Annotated in this window: 29 protein-coding genes and 2 pseudogenes; 19 read left to right on the top strand and 12 right to left on the bottom strand. The window is 64.7% G+C overall.

Annotated elements, in window-relative coordinates; all coding sequences use genetic code 11:
* Positions 1-26 precede the first annotated feature (26 nt).
* Entirely contained in the window at positions 27-953 is a 927-nt protein-coding gene (locus P4826_RS06930) for an NAD-dependent epimerase/dehydratase family protein (RefSeq protein WP_317703121.1), read from the top strand.
* On the opposite strand, the gene P4826_RS06925 is transcribed toward P4826_RS06930, so the two are convergent.
* The 4 genes and pseudogenes from P4826_RS06925 to P4826_RS06910 form a co-directional block, all read right to left on the bottom strand.
* On the bottom strand, positions 941-1588 hold the full coding sequence (locus P4826_RS06925; RefSeq protein WP_317703120.1) for a DUF4124 domain-containing protein: 648 nt from the start codon (positions 1586-1588) through the stop codon (positions 941-943). The genes P4826_RS06930 and P4826_RS06925 overlap by 13 nt on opposite strands.
* A 3-nt stretch (positions 1589-1591) precedes the next feature.
* Positions 1592-2137, bottom strand: coding sequence for a hypothetical protein (locus tag P4826_RS06920; protein ID WP_317703119.1), 546 nt, complete (start codon positions 2135-2137; stop codon positions 1592-1594).
* 193 nt (positions 2138-2330) lie between these two features.
* Positions 2331-3299 (bottom strand): annotated as a pseudogene (locus tag P4826_RS06915) (tripartite tricarboxylate transporter substrate binding protein BugE).
* Positions 3300-3413: 114 nt separating this feature from the next.
* Positions 3414-4610: an acyl-CoA dehydrogenase gene (locus P4826_RS06910; protein ID WP_317703118.1), complete on the bottom strand. Its 1197-nt coding sequence runs from the start codon at positions 4608-4610 to the stop codon at positions 3414-3416.
* A gap of 165 nt (positions 4611-4775) precedes the next feature.
* On the opposite strand from P4826_RS06910, the gene P4826_RS06905 reads away from it, so the two are divergent.
* Entirely contained in the window at positions 4776-5729 is a 954-nt protein-coding gene (locus P4826_RS06905) for a LysR substrate-binding domain-containing protein (RefSeq protein WP_317703117.1), read from the top strand.
* 22 nt (positions 5730-5751) lie between these two features.
* On the opposite strand, the pseudogene P4826_RS06900 reads toward P4826_RS06905, so the two are convergent.
* Positions 5752-5900: pseudogene (locus P4826_RS06900) on the bottom strand (twin-arginine translocation pathway signal protein); the annotation flags it as partial.
* Between the two features lie 136 nt (positions 5901-6036).
* On the opposite strand from P4826_RS06900, the gene P4826_RS06895 reads away from it, so the two are divergent.
* From P4826_RS06895 to P4826_RS06880, 4 genes are all read left to right on the top strand, one after another.
* Positions 6037-6264, top strand: coding sequence for a hypothetical protein (locus P4826_RS06895; RefSeq protein WP_317703116.1), 228 nt, complete (start codon positions 6037-6039; stop codon positions 6262-6264).
* Between the two features lie 847 nt (positions 6265-7111).
* On the top strand, positions 7112-8476 hold the full coding sequence (locus tag P4826_RS06890; RefSeq protein WP_317703115.1) for a tyrosine-type recombinase/integrase: 1365 nt from the start codon (positions 7112-7114) through the stop codon (positions 8474-8476).
* Positions 8477-8581: 105 nt separating this feature from the next.
* Positions 8582-8911, top strand: a complete 330-nt coding sequence (locus tag P4826_RS06885) for a type II toxin-antitoxin system RelE/ParE family toxin (RefSeq protein WP_013517172.1) — start codon at positions 8582-8584, stop codon at positions 8909-8911.
* On the top strand, positions 8908-9225 hold the full coding sequence (locus P4826_RS06880; RefSeq protein WP_013517171.1) for a helix-turn-helix domain-containing transcriptional regulator: 318 nt from the start codon (positions 8908-8910) through the stop codon (positions 9223-9225). Before P4826_RS06885 ends, P4826_RS06880 begins: the two co-directional genes overlap by 4 nt.
* A gap of 171 nt (positions 9226-9396) precedes the next feature.
* Here P4826_RS06880 and P4826_RS06875 read toward each other — a convergent pair whose 3' ends face one another.
* From P4826_RS06875 to P4826_RS06865, 3 genes are read right to left on the bottom strand one after another with little or no spacing between them, the layout of a single operon-like run.
* A complete protein-coding gene (locus P4826_RS06875) occupies positions 9397-10425 on the bottom strand; it encodes a reverse transcriptase family protein (RefSeq protein ID WP_013517170.1) in 1029 nt (342 codons plus the stop codon).
* Positions 10388-10696 carry a helix-turn-helix domain-containing protein gene (locus P4826_RS06870; RefSeq protein ID WP_013517169.1) on the bottom strand — a complete coding sequence of 103 codons (309 nt, stop codon included), beginning with the start codon at positions 10694-10696 and terminating at the stop codon, positions 10388-10390. Before P4826_RS06870 ends, P4826_RS06875 begins: the two co-directional genes overlap by 38 nt.
* 49 nt (positions 10697-10745) lie before the next feature.
* A complete protein-coding gene (locus tag P4826_RS06865) occupies positions 10746-10979 on the bottom strand; it encodes a hypothetical protein (protein WP_013517168.1) in 234 nt (77 codons plus the stop codon).
* Positions 10980-11999: 1020 nt separating this feature from the next.
* Here P4826_RS06865 and P4826_RS06860 point away from each other — a divergent pair.
* From P4826_RS06860 to P4826_RS06850, 3 genes are all read left to right on the top strand, one after another.
* Positions 12000-12827 carry a DUF932 domain-containing protein gene (locus P4826_RS06860; RefSeq protein WP_013517167.1) on the top strand — a complete coding sequence of 276 codons (828 nt, stop codon included), beginning with the start codon at positions 12000-12002 and terminating at the stop codon, positions 12825-12827.
* Positions 12828-12892: 65 nt separating this feature from the next.
* Positions 12893-14968: a ParB/RepB/Spo0J family partition protein gene (locus P4826_RS06855; protein ID WP_317703114.1), complete on the top strand. Its 2076-nt coding sequence runs from the start codon at positions 12893-12895 to the stop codon at positions 14966-14968.
* A gap of 62 nt (positions 14969-15030) precedes the next feature.
* On the top strand, positions 15031-15240 hold the full coding sequence (locus P4826_RS06850; protein ID WP_013517165.1) for a hypothetical protein: 210 nt from the start codon (positions 15031-15033) through the stop codon (positions 15238-15240).
* Positions 15241-15373: 133 nt separating this feature from the next.
* Here the strand turns inward: P4826_RS06850 and P4826_RS06845 are convergent, their stop codons facing one another.
* On the bottom strand, positions 15374-15889 hold the full coding sequence (locus P4826_RS06845) for a hypothetical protein (protein WP_317703113.1): 516 nt from the start codon (positions 15887-15889) through the stop codon (positions 15374-15376).
* A 183-nt stretch (positions 15890-16072) separates the two neighbouring features.
* Here P4826_RS06845 and P4826_RS06840 point away from each other — a divergent pair, with 183 nt between their 5' ends.
* Positions 16073-17551: an IS5 family transposase gene (locus P4826_RS06840; RefSeq protein ID WP_317703112.1), complete on the top strand. Its 1479-nt coding sequence runs from the start codon at positions 16073-16075 to the stop codon at positions 17549-17551.
* Here the strand turns inward: P4826_RS06840 and P4826_RS06835 are convergent.
* Positions 17493-17975, bottom strand: coding sequence for a hypothetical protein (locus P4826_RS06835; RefSeq protein WP_317703111.1), 483 nt, complete (start codon positions 17973-17975; stop codon positions 17493-17495). The genes P4826_RS06840 and P4826_RS06835 overlap by 59 nt on opposite strands.
* Entirely contained in the window at positions 17972-19069 is a 1098-nt protein-coding gene (locus P4826_RS06830; RefSeq protein ID WP_041715873.1) for a nucleoid-associated protein, read from the bottom strand. The genes P4826_RS06835 and P4826_RS06830 overlap by 4 nt, the downstream gene beginning before the upstream one ends.
* A gap of 887 nt (positions 19070-19956) precedes the next feature.
* Here P4826_RS06830 and P4826_RS06825 point away from each other — a divergent pair.
* Positions 19957-20271, top strand: coding sequence for a DUF736 domain-containing protein (locus P4826_RS06825; protein WP_013517162.1), 315 nt, complete (start codon positions 19957-19959; stop codon positions 20269-20271).
* Between the two features lie 384 nt (positions 20272-20655).
* On the opposite strand, the gene P4826_RS06820 is transcribed toward P4826_RS06825, so the two are convergent.
* A complete protein-coding gene (locus P4826_RS06820) occupies positions 20656-20949 on the bottom strand; it encodes a helix-turn-helix domain-containing protein (protein WP_013517161.1) in 294 nt (97 codons plus the stop codon).
* A 258-nt stretch (positions 20950-21207) separates the two neighbouring features.
* Here P4826_RS06820 and P4826_RS06815 point away from each other — a divergent pair, with 258 nt between their 5' ends.
* From P4826_RS06815 to P4826_RS06780, 8 genes are all read left to right on the top strand, one after another.
* Positions 21208-21558: a DUF2958 domain-containing protein gene (locus tag P4826_RS06815; protein WP_013517160.1), complete on the top strand. Its 351-nt coding sequence runs from the start codon at positions 21208-21210 to the stop codon at positions 21556-21558.
* 328 nt (positions 21559-21886) lie between these two features.
* Entirely contained in the window at positions 21887-22660 is a 774-nt protein-coding gene (locus tag P4826_RS06810) for a DUF2285 domain-containing protein (protein WP_013517159.1), read from the top strand.
* An 83-nt stretch (positions 22661-22743) separates the two neighbouring features.
* The gene (locus P4826_RS06805; protein WP_003107109.1) at positions 22744-23025 is read left to right on the top strand and encodes a helix-turn-helix transcriptional regulator; all 282 of its coding nucleotides are present in this window, start codon (positions 22744-22746) and stop codon (positions 23023-23025) included.
* A gap of 26 nt (positions 23026-23051) precedes the next feature.
* Positions 23052-23885 carry a replication initiator protein A gene (locus P4826_RS06800; RefSeq protein WP_013517158.1) on the top strand — a complete coding sequence of 278 codons (834 nt, stop codon included), beginning with the start codon at positions 23052-23054 and terminating at the stop codon, positions 23883-23885.
* A 253-nt stretch (positions 23886-24138) separates the two neighbouring features.
* Complete coding sequence (gene parA, locus P4826_RS06795; protein WP_013517157.1) at positions 24139-24777, top strand: ParA family partition ATPase; 639 nt, start codon at positions 24139-24141, stop codon at positions 24775-24777.
* On the top strand, positions 24774-25058 hold the full coding sequence (locus P4826_RS06790) for a hypothetical protein (RefSeq protein WP_013517156.1): 285 nt from the start codon (positions 24774-24776) through the stop codon (positions 25056-25058). Before parA ends, P4826_RS06790 begins: the two co-directional genes overlap by 4 nt.
* Positions 25055-25600: a DUF2840 domain-containing protein gene (locus P4826_RS06785; RefSeq protein WP_013517155.1), complete on the top strand. Its 546-nt coding sequence runs from the start codon at positions 25055-25057 to the stop codon at positions 25598-25600. The genes P4826_RS06790 and P4826_RS06785 overlap by 4 nt, the downstream gene beginning before the upstream one ends.
* Positions 25597-26196 carry a S26 family signal peptidase gene (locus P4826_RS06780; protein ID WP_013517154.1) on the top strand — a complete coding sequence of 200 codons (600 nt, stop codon included), beginning with the start codon at positions 25597-25599 and terminating at the stop codon, positions 26194-26196. Before P4826_RS06785 ends, P4826_RS06780 begins: the two co-directional genes overlap by 4 nt.
* Positions 26197-26373: the final 177 nt, after the last annotated feature.

The following is a 26373-nucleotide window of genomic DNA, read 5'->3' as shown; positions in this document are numbered from 1 at the left end:
CCCCGCCTCGCTCGACGGAGCCGATTTTGCCCTCAAACCAAAACCCTCTCGGCGCCCTGCCGGCGCGCTTTCGGCGCCAGCGCCTGCTCATCATCGGCTGCGGCGACATAGGCCTGCGCGTGGCGCGCGGCCTGCAAGCGCGCCTGCGGGTGCTGGCGCTGACCCAGTCGCCCGAGCGCGTACCCGCACTGCGCGCCGCCGGCATCACGCCACTCGTGGGTGACCTGGACGCGGCCGCGTCGCTGGCGCGCCTGGCCGGCCTGGCCACGCGCGTGCTGCACCTGGCGCCGCCCCCGGCGCTGGGCGAGATCGATGCGCGCAGCCTGGCGCTGGCGCGTGCGCTGCGCCGGCGTGCGCTGCCGCTGGCGCTGGTCTATGTCTCCACCAGCGGGGTGTATGGCGACTGCGCCGGCGACTGGGTGGCCGAGTCGCGCCCCGTGGCGCCGGCCACGCCGCGTGCGCTGCGCCGCGTGAATGCCGAACGCGCGCTGCGCCACCTGGGGCGCGCCGGCCTGCGCCTGAGCATCCTGCGCGTGCCCGGCATCTATGCGCCCGATCGCGCGGGCGGCACGCCCGAGGCGCGGCTGCGTCGCGGCACCCCGGTGCTGGCCGCGCCCGACGATGTCTATACCAACCATATCCATGCCGACGACCTGGCGCGCGCCTGCGTGGCCGCGCTGTGGCGTGGGCGGGCGCAGCGCGCCTACAACGTGGCCGACGACAGCCAGCTGAAGATGGGCGACTACTTTGACCTGGCGGCCGACCTGTACGGCCTGCCGCGCCCGCCGCGTGTGCCGCGCAGCCAGGCGCAGGAGCAGCTGCCGCTGTCGTTGCTGAGCTTCATGAGCGAGTCGCGCCGGCTGGTGACCACGCGCATGGCGCGCGAACTGCGCCTGCGCCTGCGCTACCCCACGGTGCATACAGGGCTGCTGCCTGCGGGTCAGCGTGGGTAGGTATTGCCCTGGGCGTCGTAGCAGCGAAACACGTTGCAGTTGGCGATCTCGCGCCGTGGCGGTGGCGGCATGGGGCGGGGTGGCACAACCACCACCGGCGGGGCGTAGTAGGGCGTGGCGTGGCCGGGGTGGTGGTCGCGGCGGCGCTCGGTGCGAGCCTGCTCGGCCGGGCTCAGGCAGGCCAGATCCGCCTGGCGCTGGGCGGCGTCCAGCCGCGACTGCTCGTCATACATGCCCTGGCCCATGGTGGCCAGCACCTGCTGCAGCTGCCGGCGCGCTTGCCGGCATGCCATGGATTGGGCCGGGTCGTCGCGGGGGGCGGTGGTGGCCTGGCGTGCTGCGCGTTCGGCCTGCTGTGCATCGCGCCGTTGTTCGGCCTCCAGCCGCAGGCGCTCCTGCCTGCGTTCCAGTGCCTCGGCCGCCTGCTGGCGCTCGCGCGCGATGTCCTGCGGGGACTGGCGCTCCTGCACCTCGCGCACCGCATCGCCGCGGTGGCAGCCGCCGTCGGTGTAGGTCACCTGGCCCGTGGCCGGGTCGGTGCAGCGCATGACCTGGGCCGCCGCAGGCTGCGCCCAGCACGCCATGGCCGCCAGCAGCAGGGCCAGGGCAGGGGTAGCAGGGGATGGTGTGGGCATGTACTAGCGCCAGTCGTAGCGCGGGTTGCGATGCTCGCGCTCGTTGTGCGGTTCACGCTCGCGTGGGTGGCGGCCGGCCTCGGCATCCATGTTCGGGCATTGCGGCACGCGCGGCTGGTGGGCATGCGGCTCCATGTGGCGCTGGCGCTCCAGCTCCCGGCGGCGCTCGGCCTCGTGGCGCATGGCCTCGCGTTGGCGCTCGGCGTCGCGGCGCTCGAAATCGCGGCGGCGCTCCATGTCGCGGCGTTCGTGCTCACGGCGCTCACGCGCCTCGCGCTCGCGGTGTTCGCGCCACTGGCGTTCGCGCCAGGCGTCCTCGCGCCAGCCGTGCGGCGGCGGCGGGTAGTTGCGCCAGCCCACGGGCGGGGGCGTGTAGATCACGCCGGGTTGTTCGTACACCGTGACCGATGCCGATCCCGGGTAGTAGCCGCCGCCGCTGTAGCCACCGTCGTAGTAGGGGTCACCCGGCACGCCCACGCAGCCGGCCATCAGCGCGCCGAGTACGCCGGCGCTGGCGATGCGCAACAAGGGGTGGTGCATAAGTGACATGTGTGGATCCAATCGTGCCGAGCACAGGGTGACTGGGTGTGAGACGCATCAGCCGGTATTTTGGTTGACCCAGGCGGCAATGGTTTGCCGTACTTTGCGCATTGTTCACGATGGTGTCTGTGCGTTTCCGATGCCGGGCAGGCAACAAAAAGCCCCGCGGGCGGCGGGGCTGTGTGTGGCCATGGGCGGGCGATCATTCCATGGTCAGCTTCTGCTTGTCCACCACGGTCTTGTAGGCGGTGTACTCGGCCTTGATTTCCTGGGCGAACTTCTCGGGCGTGTCGGCGACGATGAGCGAGCCCGTATCCTCGATGCGCTTGCGCACGGCGGGGTCTTTCAGCACCTTGTGTACGGCGGCATTCACCTTGTCCACGATGTCCTTGGGCAGGCCCTTGGGGCCGATGATGCCGTAGTAGGCCATGCGGTTCACGTTGGGTACGCCCACTTCGGCCAGTGTGGGCACGTCCGGCAGCACGGCCAGGCGCTGGGGCGCGGCCACCACCAGGGCGGTCAGGCGCTTGTCCTTGATGAAGGGCAGGGCGGAGGGCAGGTTGTCGAAGGTCAGCGGAATCTGGCCGGCCACGGCGTCGTTGAGCGCCGGGCCGGAGCCGCGGTAGGGCACGTGAATCATCTGGGCGCCGGTCTCCAGCATGAACATTTCCATCATCAGATGGCCGATGCTGCCGGTGCCGGGCGAGCCGAACGAGTATTTGCCCGGATTCTTCTTCACCTCGGCGAGGAAGCTCTTGTAGTCCTTGCCTGCGAACTGGGGGTTGGCAGCGATCACGTTGGGCGTGGCTGCAACGTTCACGACGGGCGTGAAATCGGTGAACACGTTGTACGGGATCTTCGGGTTGATGGCCGGGTTGGTGGCCGTGGTGGACACGGTGGCCATGCCCAGGTTGTAGCCGTCGGGCGTGGCGCGCGCGGTTTCGGCGGCCCCTATGGCACCGCCGCCGCCGCCCTTGTTCTCGACGACAACGGGCTGGCCCAGCTCGCGGCCCAGCGGCTCGGCCAGCACGCGGGCAATCAGGTCGGTGGTACCGCCGGCGGCAAAGGGCACAAGCAGGCGTATGGGCTAGGCGGGGTAGCTGGACTGGGCCTGAGCGGTACTGCCCATCATGGCCAGAATGCCCAGGGTGAGGATGCTGCGACGGATCATGCGGATGGTCTCCTTGTGTGAGTGGCTGGCGCTTTGGTGATGGATTATTGCAATAAAAATAGCTGCTAGCGCTTATGTATTAAGCGAAGGCAGCTATGGTTTTTGCTAGTTAACTCAGTTGGCAAAGGCGGCGATGCCGGTCTGTGCACGGCCCAGGATGAGCGCGTGCACGTCGTGCGTGCCCTCGTAGGTGTTGACCACCTCCAGGTTCACCAGGTGGCGCGCCACGCCGAACTCGTCGCTGATGCCGTTGCCGCCCATCATGTCGCGCGCCAAGCGGGCGATATCCAGGGCCTTGCCGCAGTTGTTGCGCTTGATCAGCGACGTGACCTCGATCACGTTTTGGTGCTCGTCCTTCATGCGGCCCACGCGCAGCGCGGCCTGCAGGCCCAGGGCGATATCGGTCTGCATGTCGGCCAGCTTCTTCTGGATCAACTGGTTGGCGGCCAGCGGCCGGCCGAACTGCTTGCGGTCCAGCGTGTACTGGCGCGCGGTGTGCCAGCAGGCCTCGGCCGCGCCCATGGCGCCCCAGGCAATGCCGAAGCGCGCGCTGTTCAGGCAGGTGAACGGGCCCTTCAGGCCGCGCACCTCAGGGAAGGCGTTCTCCTCGGGCACGAAGACGTCGTCCATGACGATCTCGCCGGTGATCGAGGCGCGCAGGCCCACCTTGCCGTGGATGGCCGGGGCGGACAGGCCCTTCATGCCCTTGTCGAGGATGAAGCCGCGGATCTGGCCCACGGTGCCGGATGGCTCGACTTCCTTGGCCCATACCACGAACACGTCGGCCACGGGGCTGTTGGTGATCCACATCTTGTTGCCCTTGAGGCGATAACCACCATCGACCTTATAGGCACGCGTGGCCATGCTGCCGGGGTCGGAGCCGTGGTCGGGCTCGGTCAGGCCGAAGCAGCCGATGTACTCGCCCGATGCCAGCTTGGGCAGGTATTTCTGCTTCTGCGCCTCGGAGCCGAATTCGTTGATCGGCACCATCACCAGCGACGACTGCACGCTGGCCATGGAGCGGTAGCCCGAGTCCACGCGCTCGATCTCGCGCGCCACCAGGCCGTAGCTGACGTAGTTCAGGCCCGCGCCGCCGTACTCGGTGGGGATGGTGGGGCCGAGCAGGCCGAGCTCGCCCATCTCGCGGAAGATGGAGACGTCGGTCTTCTCGTGGCGGAACATCTCCAGCACGCGCGGCGCCAGCTTGTCCTGGCAGTAGGCGTGGGCGGCGTCACGGATGGCGCGCTCGTCCTCTGTGAGCTGCTGGTCGAGGTGAAAGGGGTCGTCCCATTGGAAGGCGGCGCGGGTCATGGTGTCTCCAGTGCTGATGGATGATGAATCTGGGTGGGATCAACCTATGCATTGCAGGCATGAAAGATTGATGGCTGGGATCGTACCCCCTTGCTATCGTTGATGGCAAGCGAGTAATTTTCATCAAAAAATGACGTTTACGAATATATGGATAAGATGTCCGGCATGCGACGACATCTGCCATCCACCCAGGCCCTGGCCTGTTTCGAGGCCGCCGCGCGGCACGAAAGCTATACCCGCGCCGCACAGGAGCTGGCGCTGACGCAAAGCGCCGTCTCGCGCCAGATCCTGGCGCTGGAGGATCAGTTGGGCGTGCAGCTGTTCCGGCGCACGCGCCACGGCGTGGTGCTTACGCCCGCCGGGCGCCACTACGCGCGCCAGGTGGCGCGCTGGCTGCAGGCGCTGGAGCAGGGCACTCTGGATGTGATGGCGCACCAGGGCCAGGGCGGCGCCATCTCGCTGGCGGCGGTGGCCACCTTTGCCACACGCTGGCTGATACCGCGCCTGCCGCAGCTGGCCGCGCGCCACCCGGAGATCGTCGTGCATATCGAGACCCAGACGCGGCCCTTCCTGTTCACCGACACCGGCTTTGACGCGGCCCTGTACGCGGGCACGCCCGAGCAGGTCGCCAACTGGCCCGGCGTGCAGGCCCAGCTGCTGATGCCCGAGGATGTACTGCCCGTGTGCAGCCCGCGCCTCCTGGAGCAGGCGGCAGAGCAGTCGGGCATGCCGCGCGGCACCGGGCGCGCGCACCAGGGTTTGGCGCCGCAGCTACTGGCGCGCATGCCGCTGCTGCAGCAAAGCACCCGGCCCTATGGCTGGCAGCAGTGGTTCGAGGCCATGGGCGTGCAGGACGCGCCGCGTGCGCTGGACGGGCCGCGCTATGAACTTTTCTCGATGACGGCCGTGGCCGCGGCCCAGGGCCTGGGCGTGGCGTTGATACCGCCCATGCTGATCGAGGCCGAGATGGCGCGCGGCGAACTGGTCGTGGCCTGCGCCCGGCCGCTGCGCGGCGAGCGCGGCTACTACCTCGTCAGCCCGGCGCAGCCCCAGCCGCCAGCACTGGCAGCGTTTGCGCGCTGGCTGCAGGACATGGTGGCGGCCGGGCCTGTCGCCTAATGGGGTGCGGCGGTCCGTTGGTTCAGCGCTGTGGCATGTCCTTGGCGGAATAGCCCCGTCGGGTGGTATCGGCGGCATGGATGCGTCCCAGGCCTCCCAGGCGGCGCGCAGCGCGGCCAGCCGTTCGGGTTCTTGCCTGGGCAGGTTGGCGCGCTCGCGTTCGTCGCGTGGATTTGCATCCGGTGCGGGTGATTGGCCCATTGCGCGCCGCGCGTGCTCGCAATACCCTGTCGCCTACGTGGCGCGGGTGATGTGTCCGTGGAACATTGCCGGCGCCGCGCAATCCCAATCCATAAAGGAGAACGCCATGGCCACCGCTCAGCCCATGTACCACGCACCCACGTTCGAACCCACGGTAGACGAGATCGCCACGCTCAAGCAGCTTGAAATGGGCGAGGCCATCGCGGTGCCCGATGCGCTCAAGCATCATCTGTCGGGGCGGCTGCTGGATTGGGGTTACATCGGCAAGTCACCGACGGGGGTTTTTCATATCACCGACACGGGGCGCAAGCTGATCCGGCGCCAGGACAACTGACCGCGCTGGGGTCAGATGCAGAAGTACTTGCGCATGCGTTGCAAAATGTTAATATCCACTCGCGGTAGTAACTGAATGTGCACACGCTGCGTCCTGATCGGATGTGGTGATTGCGGGCGGAGCCGATTCCTGTCAATGGTGCCTATTGCAGGCACACAGGTGCAGGAAATGGTTGCGCCGGCGGTGGTCGGATTCATGCTGCACCATGGCCGGGCCAGGGGCTCAGCCGGCGTGCAGGCAATACGGCCCTTGTTGCGCATGCGGGCGCCGCAAGGTTGGCAGGATCTTCCGCGGGCAGCGTATCTGCGGGGCCTGGGCTTCGATTGGCGTAGCCCCGGGGCAGGTGCCAGGCACTTTGCCGCTGCCATGGTGGAGAGGCGCACAATGAGCGGGTCAGGAGGCAGATGGTCATGATGACGTGCATTGCACACATACACCGCCAACCGGCGGAGCCGCCCGTGGAGCCCGACGTTCCCGCGCCACCCCCCGAGCCAGCGGACACGCCGCCCCACCTGGGGTGATGAAACGCTGAGCAGTACAGCCCCGCTTGCGGGGCTTTTTCGCATCTTGGCCCAAAGAAAAAGCCGCACGTTCTGGGAACTGCGCGGCCTTATTCGTGGTGCCCGGGGCCGGAATCGAACCGGCACGCCTTGCGGCGGGGGATTTTGAGATTGAGTCCCGAGACTAGCATGGAACCACGCTGGAACCCGCAGAGCCTTGCTGCGCTTGGTTTTCCAAGAGGCTAGTCCCGTTTAGCCTTACGCCTAGACCAGACCGATTGCGGCAGACATTCCGATGCCGTGGCTCCTGGCTGGTTCCTGCGTTCGATCCCGAACTAGGAGGCGTCATGGCCAAGATCAAACTCACCAAATCCGCTGTCGATACGGCAGAAGTCACCGGCAAGGACTACGAACTGCGGGACACCATTGTCCCCGGCTTTCTCTGCAAAGTCACCGCCCACGGCCGCAAGGTCTTCATGCTCCAGTACCGCACGAACTGGGGCGAGCGCCGCAAGCCGAAGATCGGCCAGTTCGGCGAACTGACCGTCGAGCAGGCGCGGTCGATCGCACAGGACTGGCTGGCCGACGTGCGCAAGGGCGACGACCCCAGCGCTGCCAAGCTGGCCGCGCGCATGGCCCCTACGGTCAAGGAGTTGTGCGAACAGTTCATCGAGGAATACTCCAGGCCGCGCAACAAGCCCCGGACGATCGATTCCTACCAGGGCTACATCGACCGCCACATCCTGCCTGCCCTGGGCAAGCTCAAGGTGCCGGACGTAACGCGGGCGCACATCACCACGCTGATGAAGGACAAGGCGAGGATCGGCGTCACGGCCAATCGGGTTCTGGCCTGTCTGCGCAAGATGTTCAACATGGCCGAGGTGTGGGGCTACCGGCCTGACGGCTCCAATCCGTGCCGTCACGTCCCCAAGTACCGCGAGGACGGCGAGACGCGGTACATCAACAACGAGGAACTGGCGCGACTCTATGCGTACCTCGACCGTGCGGATGCCCAGGGGCTGGAGCATCCGACCGTGACACTGGCGGTTCGCCTGCAATTCGAGTTTTCCGCGCGGATGACCGAAATCCGCACGCTCGAATGGGCTTGGGTTGATTTCGAGAATCGCCGAGTCGTCTGGCCTGACAGCAAGACGGGCGATATGTCCAAGCCGATGAGCGAGGCGGCGTACCAGTTGCTGCGCAATGCGCCTCGCATCGACGACTCGCCTTACGTGTGTCCGGCCATCTTCGATGCCAAGAAGCCATTGCCCGACAGCACGTACTACAACGGCTGGAAGCGCATCCTGGGCCGCGCAGAGGTAGCGCATGTCGGGACGCACGGCATCCGCCATCGCGCGGCGACCGACATTGCCAACTCCGGTATTCCCATCAAGGTCGGCATGGCGCTGACTGCGCACAAGACCGTCACGCAGTTCATGGCGTATGTCCATGCAGAGGATGACCCGGTGCGGGCCGCTGCCGAGAAGGTGGCCACCCTGCGCCGGGGCGCCATCGACGGCCAGGCCCAGGCTGCGCCGACACCAACGGCGCCCGCCTCGGTTCTGGCGGTCGCGGATGGCGAAAAGACCCGTACGAGCCAGGGCAACTATCGCCCGTATCGCCATCGCAAGAGTCCAACGCGCGCTGTGCCGCCCGGCACGAAGCGGGCCGGATCGCCGTCAACGAAGGCGCCGGAAACGGCCATCGCGTGAGCTGCGGGGCGTCCAGCCTGTCGCCGCGCTGTTGCGACAGGCCGGGCATCCCGCCCCGCAGTTCCTTTGTCCCTTGACTTGAATTCGTCAATAAACGAAAATACCATGTACCGCATCGAGCACTACCTGACGGTCGACGAGCAGAAGGATGTCTACGACGATTGGCTGCGGCGCTTGCGCGATGCGCAGGCCAAGGTGGCGGTCATCCGGCGCGTGACCCGCGTCGAGCAAGGCAACTTCGGTGATCACAAGTTTTGCCGTGATGGTGTGTGGGAGTTGCGCATCGACGCCGGGCCGGGCTACCGGGTGTACTACGGGCTGGCTGGCCATCGGCTGGTGTTGCTGCTGTGCGGTGGCGACAAGCGCACACAGGATGCGGACATAGCCCGGGCAGTGGCGTATTGGCAGGACTGGCAACAAAGAGGCGACGAATGAGAAGCAGACCCCATGACGATGCGATGGCCGAGTTGTTCCGGGATGACCCGGCGCTCGCACTCGAAGTCATCAACGGCATCCTGGCCGATGGCGACCAGGCCGAGCTGATGGCCGTGCTGCGCCAACTCGCGCAGGCCGTGGGCGGCGTGCAGGCGGTGGCCGAGCAGGCGCACCTGAATCCGACTCAGCTTTACCGCACGCTGTCGCCCAAGGGCAATCCTGCACTCAGCAGCCTGTCGGCCATCCTCAAGGCGATGGGCCTGCGCTTGGCGGTGCAGCCCCTGGCCTTGCCGCCGTCCGCGCACGCGGCTTGATTCCCTGGGGGGGGAGCGCCCGCCGATTCTCGTATGACGGGCTTCCATCGCTGACGCCTTCGGCTTAGCTCGTTGAACTGATCGACTGCGTGTGTTTCTGCGCGGCGTCTTGCTGGGGCAGCGCATTTCCTCTATTGCGACCGCTGCGAAAAATTCGCGCGGCAACCGCCGCTATTCCCAGGGCCGGGCATCCGTGACGAGAGGAACTGTGTCAAGCCTGACCTTCGCAGGTGCCGTTGTGACGGACAAAGCCTCTGGCGACAAATTGTCCCGAACAACTGCAATACGACTCTTGAGCTTTGCTGCTGGCGTCTTGTGAAAGCGCCCAAGTTGACCCACCTGTTGGGCGGCCTTGTTCGCAAGCTCCCGGAGTTCATCCGTGCTCGCGCCGCTCGTGGCGGCGATCTCCAATTGCCGAACTCGCGTCCGAACTTTGGACTGTTTTTTGGGACTCAATGACGGTTTGCGGTTCACAGTTAGCTTCGTCGCGATCATCGGCTGCGAAGCCGAGAAAACCTCATGTTTCTTACGGCTCGCCTTCAAGCCGTGCTGAGCAAGCATTCCATAGACTTGGGCAATGATCCAAGTCTGAGTTTCCTTATCCAAATGTGTCGCTGATGACATTGCCATGTCATCCACATAACGGGAATAGGTGATGCCTCGCTGAGCGAACTTTGCATGTAGCCAGGGCTCGTACCGCCACATCACGAGATTCGCTAAAAATGAACTCGTAATGGCCCCTTGGGGAAGATAGCCATCCTTTGTGGTGAGCCTCGTTAGAAGCTTGGCAACGTCAGGAGAGAATCTGAAGAAGCCACACCACACGTCCTCAACAAAAGCCGCGCTCACAGAAGGGAAGAATCCCTTCACGTCTTCGCAGATCAGTATCTGCTTGCCCTTGTGAATAGATGCGTTTGTGACATAGTCACGTCCCTTCAAGCTACCTTGCAAGTATTCTGGAAAATCCACCTTGGAGAAGACATTGAGCTTTAAACGCTGATGGATCTCTTTGAGCTGCCCCATCGCGTCAAATGTCTGCCTGGTAGATCCCGGCTTTGGCTTCACGGTGCGCCACATGCCATTGGCTCGATCAGCCAGTTCCACCAGTGATTGCGCATCCCAGCGTAGGCCGCGAGCCAGTGCAGCAATGCTCTTGACGGGATTAGACCGATACCTCGGCTTGATCGGGTAGAGGTCCATTCAGAAGCTCCAATGCGGTGATTGCCAGTTGACCAGCAAGGTCTCTATTCAAGTGTCCGAGTTCCCCTTCTTCCGCGCCCAAGAAGAAAAGAATCTCTACCGGCATAACGAGCGCAGCGGCAATCCGTTGCAGAGTGGACAAAGGCGGGTCGCGTCGGCCACGCTCAAGTAGCGAGAGATAGGACACTGAGATACCAGCCCGCTTCGCCAGCGCAGCTTGGGAGAGCTTGCGCTTGGACCGAGCGAGTTGAATAGCCTGTCCGATGTTCATATGTGAATCTCACAAAACTAAGAATGGGCTTGGGGTGCCCATGACGGCCTCACAGCCAGTCTCGGATATTCGTCGCGATACTGACGAATGCCGCGATGACCTGGAGGGTGCGCACCTTCAGCGTTTCCGCATCCGTTGCGCTCTGGAGTTGGTCACAAAGCTGTTCTAGCTTCGAGACTTCACGATCCAGTTCCTTCATAGCACCAGTGTCGAGTTGGCTTCTGCATGCATCGCAAGCCTTCTTCAGGCTATTGATGTGGTTTTCCAAGATTTGCTTGTCCATTTAGGACCTCCTTTACACAAGGCACCATTGCCCTGCTTCCCCCGTTTCAAGGCAGCGCCGTAAAGGAGCCAACTCGACACCAACCAAGCCCACCACAGTTGCACGCTGCTGGCTCAACCTTCCCCCTCGCTGAGCAAGAAGCCGTATGGTCTTCGCACTCTGAGAGTTCTGATCGTCCTGCTGGTCACAGTAAGCTGAGCCAACTGTGCCGCGTTACAAGCCACGCACACTGTCTGCGTAGCGGACTTCATCAACTGAAGCCCTGATCACTGAGCCTTTGCCTTTTCGGGTCGGGAACAACAAATCTTCTGAACCGCAGCAGCACGATCACGTGCCGCCGTTTCGCATTGTACGCACAATTCAGACTGAATTTTGACTGTCAGTACGTCTTATTTGTAACGTTTTGCGTCTTCGCCGTTCCTTGGGGCAAAGAGCTGGGATCGCCAGCATGGACTCCCCGCTCGGGGTAAGGGGGCTGTCTCCCAAGGGGGCGGTGCATGTCGAACACCGAAGTCCGGGCGTCCCCGGCCACCTGGGAGATGGCCGGTCGCGCTGTCGTGCTGCGCATCGAGCCGCCTGCGGCGTCTCGCCCCTGACGGGCTTCCATCGTTCCCTCGCTCCGCTCGGCTGACGCCTCCGGCCCGGCTTCCAGCTTCAGGCCTGCGCGCTTCGCTTGCCGTGCGGTCGGCGTGTGGGGAGGGCCGTTGCCATGTCCAGCCGTCTTCCCTGACTCCATCACCTTGTCCGCGACTGTAGCCCGCGCACGTGTGCCGTCAAGGCGCGCAGGGCCGTGTCCTCGGCTGCGCCTGCGGGCCGCACCAACCCTGCGCTTGCCTCCTTGACGGCACCCGTTCGCGCGCTCCTGACCGTCGCGGGCGATGAACTCAGGAAAGACGGTGGCAACAGGGCCAACCGGGTTCCTCGTGCCGACCGCACCGAACAGCCGAAAGGCTGGGCTCCGAATCTTGGAATCCGGTGTGCGGTGTGAACAGCAAACCTCTTTTTGTCAGGAGAAAGACCATGCAACTCGCATCCCGTTTCGCTTCCCGCTCCCCTTCGCTGCGCAGTGATTACCCGCTGTCCGATGACCAGATTCGCAGCGTGGCCCCGTCCATCTTCGCGGACGCCCCGCATGAGAGCCGTTCCGAACGGTATAGCTACATCCCGACCGCTGCCGTGCTGACCGAGCTTCGCAAAGAAGGTTTCCAGCCTTTCATGGTGACGCAAACCCGCGTGCGCGATGAAGGCAAACGCGAGCACACGAAACACATGCTGCGCCTGCGCCACGCCAGCCAGATCAACGGCGCGGAGGCTAACGAAATCGTGCTGCTGAACTCGCATGACGGCACCAGCAGCTATCAGATGCTGGCCGGAATGTTCCGGTTCGTTTGCAGCAATGGCCTTGTATGCGGCGACACCGTGGCCGATGTGCGCGTGCCCCACAAAGGCGACGTGGCCGGTTCCGTCATTGAAGGCGCTTTCGAGGTGTTGAGCGGCTTCGAGCGGGTGAAGGAGTCGCGCGACTTGATGCGCGGCATCACCTTGGACGATGGCGAATCCGAAGTGTTCGCCCGTGCTGCGCTGGCGTTGAAGTACGACGACCCGGACAAACCCGCACCCATCACCGAATCGCAAATCTTGATGCCGCGCCGGTTCGACGACCGCCGCCCGGACTTGTGGAGCGTGTTCAACCGCACGCAGGAGAACTTGACCAAAGGCGGATTGCATGGCCGCAGCGCCAACGGACGCCGCCAGCAAACCCGACCTGTGCAGGGCATTGATTCCGATGTGCGCCTCAATCGCGCTCTCTGGATGCTGGCCGATGGCCTGCGCCAGTTGAAAGCCTGAACCGCTCCCCCGCCGGAGGGGCGGTTCCCCTCCATTCCCTTGTTTCACACGATTGGAGATTCACCATGAACGCCATCACCCAAACCGAAGCCCGCGCCGTCAATACCGCCGCCGCTATCCCGCTGGAAGCCGCCGACCCGACCAAGAACCTGATTCTGGTTCCGCTGTCGCGGCTGGTGCTGCGGCCCACGGGCCGCAACGTGCGCAAGACCCCGCGCATGTCCATTCCCGAACTGGCCGCATCCATCCGGCGTGTGGGCCTGTTGCAAAACCTGATCGTGATTGCATCCGCCGATGGCGAGCATTACGAGGTGGTCGCCGGTGGCCGTCGCCTCGCCGCGTTGAAGCTGCTGGCGAAAAAGCACCGCATCAGCAAGGAATGGGAAGTGCCTTGCCTGCTGGTGGCCGATGGCACGGCCCGCACGGCCAGCCTCACCGAGAACGTGCAGCGCGAAGCCATGCACCCGGCAGACCAGTTCGAGGCGTTCGCCGCGCTGGTGGCCGAAGGCCGACCCATCGAGGACATTGCAGCAGATTTCAGCGTCACGCCGCTGGTGGTGCAGCGCCGCTTGAAGCTGGCGAACGTCTCGCCGCGCCTGATGGCCGACTATCGCGCCGATGCGGTGAGCCTTGACCAGTTGATGGCCCTTGCCATCACCGACGACCACGCCGCGCAGGAAAGCGCGTTCTACGATGCGCCAACGTGGCAACGTCACCCGTCCAATCTGCGCGAACGCCTGACCGAGCGCGAAATCGACGCCTACCGGCATCCGCTGGTGCGCTTCGTCGGGCTGGATGTCTACGAACAGGCGGGCGGCAGGGTTCGCCGTGACCTGTTCGCGGAAGGCGATGCGGGCGTGTATCTGACCGATGCCGCTTTGCTGGAACGGCTGGTGCAGGACAAGCTGGCGGGCATCGCCGCCGAGACAAAGGCCGAAGGCTGGGCCTGGGTGGATGCAGCACCCGCTGCCACCTATGCCGACCTGCAAGCTTTCCAGCGTGCGCCGAGGGAGCGCCGCGAGCCGAACAAGCGCGAGGCACAGCGCATCGAGAAGCTGCAAGCCAAGATGCAGGAAGTCGCCGAAGCGGTGGATGCTGCGATGGACGCCGATGACGAGAACAAGGCCGACGCCTTGCAGGAGGAAGGCGAAACCCTGGGCGAACAGTTGCAGGCGCTGGAGGATGGCTTGCAGGACTACAGCCCGAACGTGAAGGCCGCAGCCGGTGCCATCGTCACCATCGACCGCAACGGCGAGGCCATCATTCATCGCGGCCTGATGCGCGAGGCCGAGGCCAAGGCGCTGCGCACGCTGGAACGGTTGCGCCAAGGATTCGGCAGCGAAGGCGAAGCCGAGAACGACGACGACGGCGAGGACGGAGACGATGATAGGCAACCCAAGACCGCCGCCATGTCCGATCGGCTGGCGCAACGCTTGAGCGCCCACCGCACCGCCGCGCTGCAAATCGAAGTCGCACGGCATCCGCAAGCTGCGCTGGCCGCAGTGGTGCATGGCATGGTGCAGACCGTCTTGCAGGAAAGCCGCTATGGCCGCAGCCGTGATTCTCTGCCGCTGGGCGTGGGCCTGAAAGTGCAAGACCGGCTGGAAGGCATGGCCCCGGACTGGCCGGAAGCTCCCGCCGCCGTGGCACTCCGCGAACTGCAACAGGTGGCGGGCGAAGCCTTGCCGGAGAACAGCGCCGAACTGTTCGCCGTGCTGCTGGCGAAGCCGCAAGATGAACTGGTGCGGCTGCTGGCCGTGTGCGTGGCTTCCACGGTGGACGTGGTGACGCCACGTGCCACGCCGCACCAGCCCGGCGCAGAACTGGCGCAGGCCGTGGGCCTCGACATGGCCGCATGGTGGCAGCCGACCGCAGAAGGCTACTTCAAGCACGTTTCCAAGGCCGTGATTCTGGATGCCGTGGGCGCGTTTGCACCGGAATCCGTCACCCGGCTGGCGAAGCTCAAGAAGGCCGACATTGCCAGCGAAGCCGAGCGACTGGCCGATGGCAAGGGCTGGATGCCTGCGATCTTCAAGGCCACAGGCCCGCAGGATGTGGCGCAGGAAGCAGGCCCGGAGCAGGACGCCCCGGAGGATGCCGAAGCAATGGCGGATGAACCCGCCGAGGCGCTAGCCGCTTGACCCGCGCCGAAGGCGAGCGCCCCGGCCTCGACCGGGGCGCTTCGCTGCAAGGAGAAGCCCCCATGACCCGCATCACCACCAGCCGCCCACGCATGGCGGCGATCTACGCGCCCGGCACGGTACGCGCCCGCCGCTGGCACGGCGCAGGCGACGTGCGCGGCTACCGCCCGCCCTCGGGCTGGTCGGCCCGCGCCGACCTCACCGACATTCACCCCATCACGGGCCGCGCCTTGCCGCGCGCCGTGTGGTGGCTCATCGAGACGAAGGAATAACCGCGATCAGCACCGCGCCCAGGCCGTTCCGCCCTGGGCGTGGTGAAATGCAAAATCCAGGCGCGGCGGTGGCCGCGCCCGGTGTTGAAGGCCAACCTCCGAATCAGAATTGAGCACTGCAACCGTGCGCCCCTTAAAATGCGGCGCCCAAATCACTGAATATTTTGGCCAGATCATCCGAGTCTATAGGCCAATTCTCTCGGGTCTGGGCAGGCATTTTCTCGACGAGGAAGTACGCCAGGAGTACAGCAGGTTGATTGAAGAAATGTCGCTGGCCGTTTTGCTCTTTGATCTTTTCAAAAATGTAGTTCTTGGCCGTCAAGAATTCCTCGATACGAGCACTGGTTTCCTGCGGCAGAAACTCCATGAAGGCATCGACCACAAGCTGATTGGATCGCTCCTGGCCAGGCTCTAGGCCGGTGCCCTTCCTGTAGGTCGTACTTAGGTAGTCCAAGAGTTGCCGCTGTGGCTCGCTGGCGCTGGCGAGATCCTTCATGGCTTGCTCGAAGAATTCGTCTGTAGCTTCGATCAATGCCATGCTCTTGGCAACAGTGCGCTTGATGGAGGGTTTTGCAGTGGTCTTGGGCTTGTAGAGCGTGTCGTGGGTTAGTTCGCTATGAGCATGCTGCAAGAGCGTGCGGATTTGCACTTCACACGCAAGGCCCTCGGGGAGATTCACCCCATCGACGGACAGCTCCGCCTTGGAGCGCAGTACGTAGTCGGCCCTGCAAAACCCAGCCAGCCCCCATAAACACTGGGTTTGCGCTGTTTCCCCGACAGCTCCATCCCCCGAGAATCAATTCACCAGCCATTGATTTCTGAGAGTTTTGTGATGCCCCAGCCCGGTCAAACCGCCGACTTCTTCCGCCAACCACTGGCCGAGATGATCGACCTGCACCACCCGCTGGCGGTGCTCGCCAGCCGCCTGCCCTGGGCACAGATCGAGGCAGCGCTGGCACCGCACTTTGCTCGCCAGGCACGCGAGGGCCGTGCAGTGGCACAAGACGACCTGTTTGGCCCTTCTGTGCAAGTGGCTGGCGGCGCAGTCGCCGCCGCAGGCCGTCCGCGCCTGCCCATCCGCCTGATGGCCAGCCTGCTGTACCTCAAGCACGCCAACAAGCTCAGCGACGAGGAGCTGGTGCAGCGCTGGGCGGAGAACGTGGTCTGGCAGCACTTCAGCGGCATGCGCTTCTACGAACCACGCCTGCCGTGTGACGCCACGCAGATCGGACGCTTTCGTACAGCGATTGGCGAGGCCGGCGTGGAAGAACTGCTCAAGGCCACCATCGACACGGCCGTCACCTCCAGGGCCATCGGGCCCGCCGAGTTCGAGCGGTTGATCGTGGACACCACGGTGCAGGAGAAGGCCATTGCCCACCCGGTGGACTCACGCCTGCTGGAGATCGCCCGCCACAAGGTGGTGACCGCCGCCAAGCGGGCGGGCATTGCCCTGAAGCAGACCTTTGTGCGCGAAGGCAAGGCCTTGCGGCGCAAGGCCGGCGGCTACGCCCATGCCAAGCAGTTCAAGCGACTCAAGAAGACCGTCAAGCGCCAGCGCACCATCCTCGGCATCGTGTTGCGCGAGGTGGGGCGCAAGATCAAGCAGATGCCTCAAGTGCCGGCCGAGGCGCTGACCGCCCTGCACGATCTGATGCAGCGCGCCGAGCGCATCCGCACCCAGCAACCCAAAGACAAGAACAAGCTGTATGCCATGCACGCACCGGAGGTCGAGTGCATTGGCAAGGGCAAGGCCAGGAAACCTTACGAGTTCGGCGTGAAGGTCAGCGTGGCGGTAACGCACAGGCAAGGGCTGATGGTGGGCGCACGCAGCTTTACCGGCAACCCCTATGACGGCCACACCTTGGCTGAGCAACTCGAGCAGGTAACGATCCTGACCGAAGACACGGGCCGCAGCCCCAAGCAGGTGGTCGTCGATCTGGGCTTCAGAGGGGTGGATGCACACAACCCGGGCGTTGAAATCATCCACCGGGGCAAGTTCAAAAGCCTCACCTCAGCGCATCGGCGCTGGCTCAAGAGAAGGCAAGCGGTAGAGCCTGCGATAGGGCACTTGAAACACGACAACGGCATGGATCGGTGCTGGCTCAAGGGATCCATGGGCGATGCGTTGCACGCGGTGCTGTGCGCAGCCGGCTACAACATCCGCTGGCTGCTGCGGGCGATCGTGCGTTTGGGCCTCAAGGGGCTTTTTGCGCCCCTGCTCGCACGACTGTGGATCTGGGCTGCGGCGCTGGCTATGGCCACGCAGGCGCGCAGAACCCGCTGTGGATCGCTGGGTTGGATGTTGCGGTGAATTTTGCAGGGCCGACTACGTAGTGAACCGATTGATAGGAGAACTCCAAGGGCTTGGCCAACCGCTCCTCTTCGTAGTCCTTGTCCTTGGACCATGACCAGAATGCTTCGCACTCACGGCTTTCGATGATCGAGCAGAACGTATTGATGTGCGTGGTCAACAGTACCACGTACCGCATGCCCACCTTGTCAGTAATGTCCTCATACGGATTCTTATAGGGCTTGCTGCGGTACAGGGCCTTGTCAATCAAGCTGGTGTCGCCTTTGAGGCGAGGCACCATGGGAACCTTCAAGAAGTAGTCCAGCGGCGTTGGGGCAATGGCGGATACAAGGCGCCTTTCGATTTCCTGGTCGATGAGCTTGGCCCAAGCTCTGTATAAGGGCTTGTCAGCTTCCCATCGCGCAAGGATTTCTTGTTCGTTCACTCTTGGTCTCGGATGTGGTCGCGCACCGTGATCTTGGTCCACTTGGGCACGTTGCCGTGCTCATCGGCATCACCGTCGATGGACTCGATTCGCACGTAGTTCTCGAATTGATCTGCGGGAGCGGTGAGCTTGATGTCATGCCCGAATGTGAGTTTCCGCAGCCGCAATTGGCTTTGAACCTCAGAGAGATCCTTATGGATGGCCGTATTGGGAAAACTCTTTTGCCCCATATAGGCCGTGTATGCATCTTGCAGAGCTGCGTCTCCCAGATAATTTTGGGAGAACACGTCCACCTGAATCGTGGCGGCCTGATCCGTCTTCAAGTAGGTGGTTAGAGCATTCAAGAGGTCGATTTTTTTCTCCGAATCGACATTGGCATTGCGGATGAAATCTTTGGTCAGTGCGTGGAACTGTTTGGTCTGAAATGCACTGTTGGATGGAAATTCCAACCCCAGAAAAGACTCATAAAAATACTGCGCAGCAGCGAGCTTGTTGCCCTGAGTAATCAGGTCATCAAACAGAAAGGCTCTCCAGCCGGTAGTGGGCTCCTGGGGTGTGGCTGCTGCGGGATCTTGTCGCAGGAAGGCTCCAATCTTGTAGAGCTTGGCCTGGGGTGTGAGGATGAGTTCCTTGATGTATTCCAAGGTCAAATGCCCGCCCGCTTGCCGCTTGGTGAAGCCCCCATGGGGCTCGGCTTTGATGACGCACATGAAGGACTTGGCGGGGTTGCCGCAAGTTCCTTCGATCACCACGACGATGCCGCCAGGGATGGTGCGATTGGCCTGGGCAACCGCCAACTTGCTGGCAATGTTTTGGGAGATGTTTACGAATTGGGCATCGTTGCCCTGCGCCTCGACGATTTCTTTAGCTCTGTGCCAAGTGCTGTCGGCCCCGGACTCTCGGATCGTCATTTCGACACCGTGAGATGATTTCCCGAGAGCATTCGTGATGCGGGCTTGCAAGGCATCCCTCGCGTCTTGAGGGAGCACCAAGAGCTGGTTCCCGTAAGTCGGCTGAACCAAGGCCCTGTCCGCGCCTCGTGCAAAGACTTCGTGGATGATCAGACGGCCAATCGAGAGATTTTCAAAGGACATGAGAGCTGGCTGAAAGTATCTTGATGCAACGAAATTTGCATTAAGGATACAACGATGAACCTATGCAGCGAACTTCTGGGCACTCGGTTCGCTGCACGTTTTCACTGATGTGAGCGTGTCGGCGCGCAGCGCCGCCGGGCTTTCGGGCTGCGCCCCGTGCCGCCTTCGCCGTCACGGCCATTCGGCTTCAATCCCTCACGCCTTCGCGCCTGTGGCGCTGCGCGCTTCGCTTGCCTCCAGAGGAAAGCCCTGCGGGCTATCCCCGCCGCGCGATGCTTGGCGCCCCCCGATGCCGCCGAACCGGCTGCGCCGGATCGGCCCGGCCAGTGCCCCGCCGCGATGGGCGGGGCTTGTGGGGCTACGCCCCGGCTTGCTGCGGCGGGTTGTGCAAAAGCGTGCCGTCCTCGACGCTGGTGATTCGTTGCCTGTACGTCATGAAGGACGGTTCACCGACACACCTCCCGGCCTCGCCTGATGGAGCTTCCACACCACGCCTCAAGCATGTGCCGCGAGCTGCGGCTGGGGCGCTCTGGCCTTGTCGTCGGGGCATTGACCTGGCCCGCGTCAGGGCGCAAGCCAGTGAAGCCGTCACGCGGGGATGCCGAGTCGGCCACGTCTCCATTCGGGAGCGGGCGGCCTGTGCGTCCTTGTCTTGTTGTGAATCCTGGCGGTGGCGCGGCTGCGCCTTGGGCTTCATGGCCGCAACCTTCCAGCGAAAACAATTTCCCCGCCGCTACGCGGCTTCCTCGCGGGACAAATTCTTTTCGCTTCCAGGTTCTCCACTGCGTTCCGACCGCTGCGCGGTGCGGCCAGCCCATCCCCCGCCGGACGGATCACAACAAGGACGCACTGGCGCGACCTTGTTCAACCCGAAAGGAGAAATCATCATGGCCAACATCGGCACCTTCACCGCAGACAAAGACGGCTTCAACGGCCAGCTCCGCACCCTGACGCTCAACGTCAAGGTCAAGCTGGTTCCCAACGACAAGGGCAACAACGAGAGCGCCCCCGACTTCCGCCTGCAAGCGGCTGGCCACGACATCGGCGCGGCGTGGAAGAAAACCAGCGAGGCCGGACGCCCCTACGTGTCCGTGACCCTGGACGATCCTTCATTCCCGGCAACGGTCTATGCCCGCCTGATCGAGAACGAGGACGGCACGCACGACCTGATCTGGTCGCGCAACAAGCCCAAGGCGGCCTGACGGCCGCCCACCGCGCCCCGCCCATTGCGGCGGGGCGCGGTGCTGCTCATCGCAGCACCGCACGCACGAGGTTCGGCAACGGGTGTCTCTTGGCATGTTCGCCAGGGCCGGTATTCATCGGTCGATGGATGGCTCGCAACCCGTGGCGTAGCAAGCACAGGATGGCGTGTCGGCGCTGCAAGCGCCGCCGGGCTTTCGGGCTGCGCCCCGTGCCGTCAAGCCGTCACGGCCATTCGGCTTCAATCCCTCACGCCTTCGCGCCTGCGGCGCTGCGCGCTGGCGCTTGCACTCCAGGGGAAAGCCCTGCGGGCTATCCCCGCCGCGCGATGCTTGGCGCCCCTCGATGCCGCCGAACCGGCTGCGCCGGATCGGCTCGGCCAGCGCCTACGGCTGGGCCGCTGCTGCGAGCTGGCTTTCAGCCTCGCTCATCAGCACCGCCGTGCTGCATTCGAGCGCGCCGGCGATCTTGAAGATGATCGCCAGCGTGGGCATGTGCTCGCCGCGCTCGACCTTGCCCATGTGCGAACGCTCAATGCCGGCGAGGTGTGCCAGCGACTCCTGCGCGATGCCGCGCTCCGTCCGCAGCGCACGCACCGCCGCGCCGAAGGCTTGCGCCAGCTCGGCATCGTAGGTGGTGGCGCCGGTCGGCCGGCCGCGCTGGATGGATCGCTTCTGCATGGACAGAAGCGTCGATTCGCAGCACAATTAAAACCACGTTATCTTTAACTCATACATGCCTTTGGCCCTTATTCGTGCTTTTACGGAAATCCGCTTCTACGGTTTCCGACAGAGCCGGAAAGCCGCCAACGTGTCTTTGCGGATTTCTACAATGCCGCTTTTGCGCTTTCGTGTTTCAACGGCTTCCGTGGAAATCACATCCGCGCTTCGGCGTGGAAGCGCAAAACCGGCATTCCATGTTGGAACAGGAGCACCACGATGAACGCTCCCCTCGTCACCGATGCGCAGCGCGCCGCGCTGCTGGCGAACGGGCGGCGGGTTGCCGCCGCTGAACCGCACGACCCGTTGCCGGTCGTGCGGCTGTTCACTCCCGACGCGCACGCCATCTGGCTGCTGGCCTCGCTAGATCCTGCCGATGGCGATACGGCGTTCGGCGTCATGGACGTGGGCATCGGTATGCCCGAGCTGGGCCATATCAAGCTGTCCGACCTGACCTCCATCGTCGGCCCGAACAAACAGCCCGTGATGCGGGATTTGTATTTCCAGGCGGTGCACCCGCTGTCGGAATATCTGCGGCTGGCGCAGGAAAACGGTTCTATCGTCGATTGAACGTTCGCGCTCCGACCAAGCCGGGCGCATTCAGACTATTTCGGTCTTATTCCTGGCCCGCAGAGTCTGAATTCGCACTCTTGCATCAAACCGAATATCTGTGACTGAAACAGTCACGATCATTCACGCGGCTTGCGGCACGGTGTTTTGTGCCGCGTGACGTTTGTGGATCAGGCGGCCGTCGCATTCAGACGGATTTCGCAACACGCCGGAGCCTATCGGTCTTGACACCAGCAGTTACAGCTTAACCGGATTTCTACCTGGATTTGATGCTCCCGCATGTTTGACGCCGTGGCGACGTTCCTGCTGTTCGACAGGAGCTTTCGTCATGGTCAGCCCCCACCATTTCGCGCACTGGTATCCCACCGCCGCGTACCTCTACGTCCTGTGGCTGGATACGCTCGCACTGGCCTGGGAATACCTGCGCCGTCATCCTGATTACCGGCTCGACTGGCTGCGCCGCGCGCGACGCCCCGATGCTGCGCATCGTTGGGGCTTGCGCCTGCTGGAAGACCCGGCGCTGGATGCGCGTGACGCGCATCCGGCCTGGCAGCCCGGCCACGCTGCCGTGGTGCAGCTCCACCCCGATGCTGATCCGCCCGTGGATGCCGAATCCTTCGCGTTCTGGCGCATCCCCGGCCATAAGCAACTGCTCCATGACGGCAAACGGCTGGCGCTGATCGCGCACAGCCCAGGCCATTGCCTGCGCTTCGCGCTGGCGCCTGGCCTGGAAGACGGCATGGCTGTCGCCTATGCCGTGCGAACCGACGCCACGGCATCGCCGCGCTATCGCGCTTGCGGCACCACACTGGCGACTCCCGCAGCCGTTGCGTTGCCCAGGCCAGCACCGGTGGCGCTACTGGAACTGCACACCTTGCAGGCGCTCGACGCGACCCTGGCGGGCGCGTCCTTGCGCGAGGTCGGCGAAGGCTTGTTCGGCGTGGATGCCGTGGCCGACTGGTACGCCGACGGCGGCTTGCGCTCCAAGGTGCGCCGCCTGGTGCGGCGTGGCGATGCGCTGATGCGCGGCGGCTATCGCCGCCTAGCACAGCTTCCACCACTTGAGAAGGGTCGTTTTGATGCGGACGCGAAACGACCCTGAGCACGCGGGCCGCGTTTTCTGAGACTGCCTCCATCCGGTTGCGCTGTGTGGCCGGAGCTTTGAAAGCTATGGAGGTTCACACCATGCGTCCCGCTCCCTTGCGGCCTGCCGCCACTGTCTCGACCGCTGCCGCGCAGCCCCAACGCTATCTCACCAACGACGAAGCCGCCGAGTACCTGCGCCTGTCGCCGCGCACGCTGGAAAAGCAGCGCGTGATCGGCGGTGGCCCGCGCTTTCGCAAGTTCGGCCGCCGCGTCATGTACGCCGTGGCTGACCTCGATGCCTGGGCCGCCGACCGCAGCTTCGAGACGACTTCCGATCCCGAATACGCCGAGCACCACTCGGCCGACAGTCGTGCGCGCTGATCGGCGGCGCGTGGGCGGCCTTCGCCATGTCCAAACCCTTGCAGGAACGCGAACAGCTCGACCTGTTCCGCGCGCTGCCGGGCGACATGGCGCCACGCGACAGCCAGGATTTGATGGCCTTTCCGTTCTTCTCGCTGGCGAAGTCGCGGCGCACGGCGCCGATCGACTTCCGCGCGAGCAACGTGACCATCCGCGTGGAAGGCACAGCCGAGCACGGCATCGCCACGATCTGGGATGCCGACATCCTGATCTGGGCCGCCAGCCAGATCGTGGAAGCGCGCGACGCGGGCCTGCGGCCCTCGCGCTTGATGCAGGTACGCCCCTACGAGGTGCTGCGCTTCATCGGGCGCGGTACGTCGCTGCGCGACTACCAGCGCCTCAAGGCCGCGCTCGACCGGCTGCAATCGACCACGGTAGCCACGTCCATCCGCGAGACGACCGGCCGGCGCCTGCACCGCTTCTCGTGGATCAACGAATGGAAGGAACTGGCCGATGCCAGCGGCACGCCGCTGGGCCTCGAATTGATCCTGCCGGACTGGTTCTATGCGGGCGTGCTGGATGCCGCCCTGGTGCTGACCATCGACCCGGCGTATTTCCGGCTGACCGGCGGCATCGAGCGGTGGCTGTACCGCTTGGTGCGCAAGCACGGCGGCCGACAGCCGGGCGGCTGGCAATTCGACTTCCAGCACCTGTACCGCAAATCGGGCAGCGTGGCGCGCTACTACGACTTCGCCGCCGACCTGCGGGCGCTGGTGGCGCGGCAAGCCTTGCCGGGCTACCTGTTGGGCATCGAGCACGTATCCGGGATTTCCTCGCCGCTGCTGACGTTCCGGCCCGTGCCGCAGACGGCACGGGGATAACTTCGGGAGAGTCTGTGGATGGACTCGTGCTATCAGGCAACAGAGGTATCGTGCTATCAGGCAACGAATCCTCGTGCTATCAGGCAACAAAATCGTCCGCAAACCCGCGCCAGCATTGGGTTTGCGCGCCCTCTAACTTCCCTAACTTAAATTCTCTAACTTTTAGTAGAAGCGCCGCGCCACAGTGGACAACCGCCACGCGGCACGAAAAGCAGCAGCAACAGCCCGGCTTTCCAACACGGAGGGCCGCGCCATGATCGTCGCTCTGCTCAACCAGAAAGGCGGCGTGGGCAAGACCACGCTCGCCACCCACATCGCCGGCGAGCTGGCGATGCGCGGGCAGCACGTCGTACTGCTGGACGCCGATCCACAAGGCTCATCGCTGGACTGGACGCAGCGCAGAAGCCAGCAAGGCTTGCCACGGCTGTTCAGCGCCGTAGGCCTCGCACGCGAAACACTGCATCAGGAAGCGCCAGAACTCGCCAGGCGGGCCGATCACGTCGTCATCGACGGCCCGCCGCGCATCGCCGCCTTGGCGCGCTCCGCGCTGCTGGCGGCCGAGCGCGTGTTGATCCCCGTGCAGCCCAGCCCCTACGACCTGTGGGCCAGCGCCGAGATGGTGGCGCTGATCCGTGAGGCGCAGGTGTTCCGGCCTGCGCTGCGCGCGGCCTTCGTCATCAACCGGCGCGTCAGCACCACCGTGATCGGGCGCGAAGCGCGCCAGGCGCTAGCCGACCAACCGCTTCCTGCGCTGCGTGCGGAAGTGCATCAGCGCATCGTGTTCGCCGACAGCGTGGCCGCTGGCCGGCTTGCACGCGAGACGGCGCCGGACAGCGCCGCCGCCCGCGAAATCACCGCACTGGTGGACGAACTGCTGCGGTGGACGCCATGACCGCGAAGCCGCCACCGAACGGCAAGCGCACGGCAAAGCGCGTCAGCATCGGCGCGCGTCCACCCGCGAATCCGCACGCCGAGGCGTGGATTCGCCAGGGCGATGCCGATGCGCTGGGCAAGGGCGACCTCTACACGGCTCGCTTGACCCTCGACATCACGCCCGCGATGCGGGCGCGCATCAAGGTTTCGGCCTTCACGCAAGGCGTGACCGTCGCCGACCTGCTGCGCGGCCTGCTGGAGCGGGAGTTTCCAGAGCACCGCAGGGAGAACACCCCATGACTGCATCCGTTTCGTCTGCCGCCGCGCCTGTTGCCTGCGCGGCCACGGCTGCGCTCGCAGCACCTTCCGGCCAGCCCGCCAGCGCGCCGCTGACGCGCGTGGCGCTGGCCTACATCGAACCGCGCTTCAAGCTCTACCTGCGCTTCGGCGAACCTGCGCGCACGCTCCAGCTCGACCGCTGGCGGCGCTGCGCGGTGTTCCTGCCGGGCGCCATGCTCTGCCGCATCCGCTGGCAGGCCAACGACTACGGCACGATCCGCTGGCAGCTCATGGTGATGCAGGCTTGCACGCCGCTCGATGCGGCGCAGCGCATCCCCGGCGTGCAGCCGGGCGCGCGCCTGCTGCTACACGCCGAGGGCGAGAACCAGGTGCGCGCCGTGCTGGAGCGCATCGACGCCATCGAGGCGCTGGGCATCGCGCCTAACGGCGCCTCGCCCGCGTACTGGCGCACGCTCGCCAACCGGCTCGCTGCGCGCCTGCCGCTGCCCGAATACACCGCCGAGCGACATGCTGCCTGGCTCACCGGGAGGGCGCTGTCATGACGTTTCCATCCGCCGTTGCCGGTGCAGCGGGCATTCCGCCGCGTCCTCGCTCGCGCCTGCGCGCTCGTATCGTGCTGGCGGGCCTGTCCGCCTGCGGCCTCGCTGCGCTGGCCTGGGCGTCCTTCGTGCAGCCGATGCCGCGCCTGATCTACAACCCGTCCGACAGTGTGGCGGTCGGCTGGTATCGCGTCGATCCGCTGGGCCACGATACCGGCTCGCTGCCACGTCCTCTGTCCGTGGGCAGCATCGTCCTGACCACGCTGCCGCCAGACGCCGCCGCGCTGGCCGCGCAGCGTGGCTACCTACCGGCGCGCGTGCCGCTGCTCAAGCGCGTGGGCGCCGTCGCGCCGCAGGAGGTGTGCATCACTGGCCGCGTCGTCCGCATCGACGGCGTGCCTTCGGCCGCCGTGCTGCCTGCCGACCGCTGGGGCCGGCCGCTGCCATCTTGGCAGCAGTGCCGTCACCTAGAACCCGGCGAACTTTTCCTGCTCAGTGTGACCAACCCGGCGTCGTTCGACAGCCGGTATTTCGGGCCGGTCAGCACATCCGCCGTGATCGGCGTCGCGCATCCGGTCTGGCTGGAGTCCCGCCCATGATGGCCGCCGACTCGCTGCACGTCGCCGTGCATCTTGTCGTGCCATCGGGCGTGTCGTGCTGCTGGCCGTCGCCGTGTCGTAGCGCGTGCAGTGCGAGCGCATCCGCGCCGCACTTCGCGCTGCCTTCGGCGCAGCCATCCAACGTGCAGGCGTCTTGCCTCGAACGCGCCCGGTCTG

Source organism: Diaphorobacter limosus, assembly GCF_033100095.1.
Lineage (GTDB): Bacteria > Pseudomonadota > Gammaproteobacteria > Burkholderiales > Burkholderiaceae_C > Alicycliphilus > Alicycliphilus limosus.
Note: the sequence above shows the minus strand (reverse complement) of the source record. Positions and strands in the feature narration are given on the sequence as shown.

What these genes read in the sequence shown, in the direction of transcription:
- P4826_RS06890 (WP_317703115.1), top strand. Translation starts at nt 7,112, where the DNA reads ATGGCCAAGATCAAACTCACCAAATCCGCTGTCGATACGGCAGAAGTC.
- P4826_RS06805 (WP_003107109.1), top strand. Translation starts at nt 22,744, where the DNA reads ATGCGTCCCGCTCCCTTGCGGCCTGCCGCCACTGTCTCGACCGCTGCC.
- P4826_RS06885 (WP_013517172.1), top strand. Translation starts at nt 8,582, where the DNA reads ATGTACCGCATCGAGCACTACCTGACGGTCGACGAGCAGAAGGATGTC.
- parA (WP_013517157.1), top strand. Translation starts at nt 24,139, where the DNA reads ATGATCGTCGCTCTGCTCAACCAGAAAGGCGGCGTGGGCAAGACCACG.
- P4826_RS06880 (WP_013517171.1), top strand. Translation starts at nt 8,908, where the DNA reads ATGAGAAGCAGACCCCATGACGATGCGATGGCCGAGTTGTTCCGGGAT.
- P4826_RS06810 (WP_013517159.1), top strand. Translation starts at nt 21,887, where the DNA reads ATGGTCAGCCCCCACCATTTCGCGCACTGGTATCCCACCGCCGCGTAC.
- P4826_RS06780 (WP_013517154.1), top strand. Translation starts at nt 25,597, where the DNA reads ATGACGTTTCCATCCGCCGTTGCCGGTGCAGCGGGCATTCCGCCGCGT.
- P4826_RS06925 (WP_317703120.1), bottom strand. Translation starts at nt 1,588, where the DNA reads ATGCCCACACCATCCCCTGCTACCCCTGCCCTGGCCCTGCTGCTGGCG.
- P4826_RS06870 (WP_013517169.1), bottom strand. Translation starts at nt 10,696, where the DNA reads ATGAACATCGGACAGGCTATTCAACTCGCTCGGTCCAAGCGCAAGCTC.
- P4826_RS06815 (WP_013517160.1), top strand. Translation starts at nt 21,208, where the DNA reads ATGAACGCTCCCCTCGTCACCGATGCGCAGCGCGCCGCGCTGCTGGCG.
- P4826_RS06840 (WP_317703112.1), top strand. Translation starts at nt 16,073, where the DNA reads ATGCCCCAGCCCGGTCAAACCGCCGACTTCTTCCGCCAACCACTGGCC.
- P4826_RS06920 (WP_317703119.1), bottom strand. Translation starts at nt 2,137, where the DNA reads ATGTCACTTATGCACCACCCCTTGTTGCGCATCGCCAGCGCCGGCGTA.
- P4826_RS06865 (WP_013517168.1), bottom strand. Translation starts at nt 10,979, where the DNA reads ATGGACAAGCAAATCTTGGAAAACCACATCAATAGCCTGAAGAAGGCT.
- P4826_RS06910 (WP_317703118.1), bottom strand. Translation starts at nt 4,610, where the DNA reads ATGACCCGCGCCGCCTTCCAATGGGACGACCCCTTTCACCTCGACCAG.
- P4826_RS06800 (WP_013517158.1), top strand. Translation starts at nt 23,052, where the DNA reads ATGTCCAAACCCTTGCAGGAACGCGAACAGCTCGACCTGTTCCGCGCG.
- P4826_RS06785 (WP_013517155.1), top strand. Translation starts at nt 25,055, where the DNA reads ATGACTGCATCCGTTTCGTCTGCCGCCGCGCCTGTTGCCTGCGCGGCC.
- P4826_RS06820 (WP_013517161.1), bottom strand. Translation starts at nt 20,949, where the DNA reads ATGCAGAAGCGATCCATCCAGCGCGGCCGGCCGACCGGCGCCACCACC.
- P4826_RS06875 (WP_013517170.1), bottom strand. Translation starts at nt 10,425, where the DNA reads ATGGACCTCTACCCGATCAAGCCGAGGTATCGGTCTAATCCCGTCAAG.
- P4826_RS06860 (WP_013517167.1), top strand. Translation starts at nt 12,000, where the DNA reads ATGCAACTCGCATCCCGTTTCGCTTCCCGCTCCCCTTCGCTGCGCAGT.
- P4826_RS06790 (WP_013517156.1), top strand. Translation starts at nt 24,774, where the DNA reads ATGACCGCGAAGCCGCCACCGAACGGCAAGCGCACGGCAAAGCGCGTC.
- P4826_RS06850 (WP_013517165.1), top strand. Translation starts at nt 15,031, where the DNA reads ATGACCCGCATCACCACCAGCCGCCCACGCATGGCGGCGATCTACGCG.
- P4826_RS06830 (WP_041715873.1), bottom strand. Translation starts at nt 19,069, where the DNA reads ATGTCCTTTGAAAATCTCTCGATTGGCCGTCTGATCATCCACGAAGTC.
- P4826_RS06905 (WP_317703117.1), top strand. Translation starts at nt 4,776, where the DNA reads ATGCGACGACATCTGCCATCCACCCAGGCCCTGGCCTGTTTCGAGGCC.
- P4826_RS06855 (WP_317703114.1), top strand. Translation starts at nt 12,893, where the DNA reads ATGAACGCCATCACCCAAACCGAAGCCCGCGCCGTCAATACCGCCGCC.
- P4826_RS06895 (WP_317703116.1), top strand. Translation starts at nt 6,037, where the DNA reads ATGGCCACCGCTCAGCCCATGTACCACGCACCCACGTTCGAACCCACG.
- P4826_RS06825 (WP_013517162.1), top strand. Translation starts at nt 19,957, where the DNA reads ATGGCCAACATCGGCACCTTCACCGCAGACAAAGACGGCTTCAACGGC.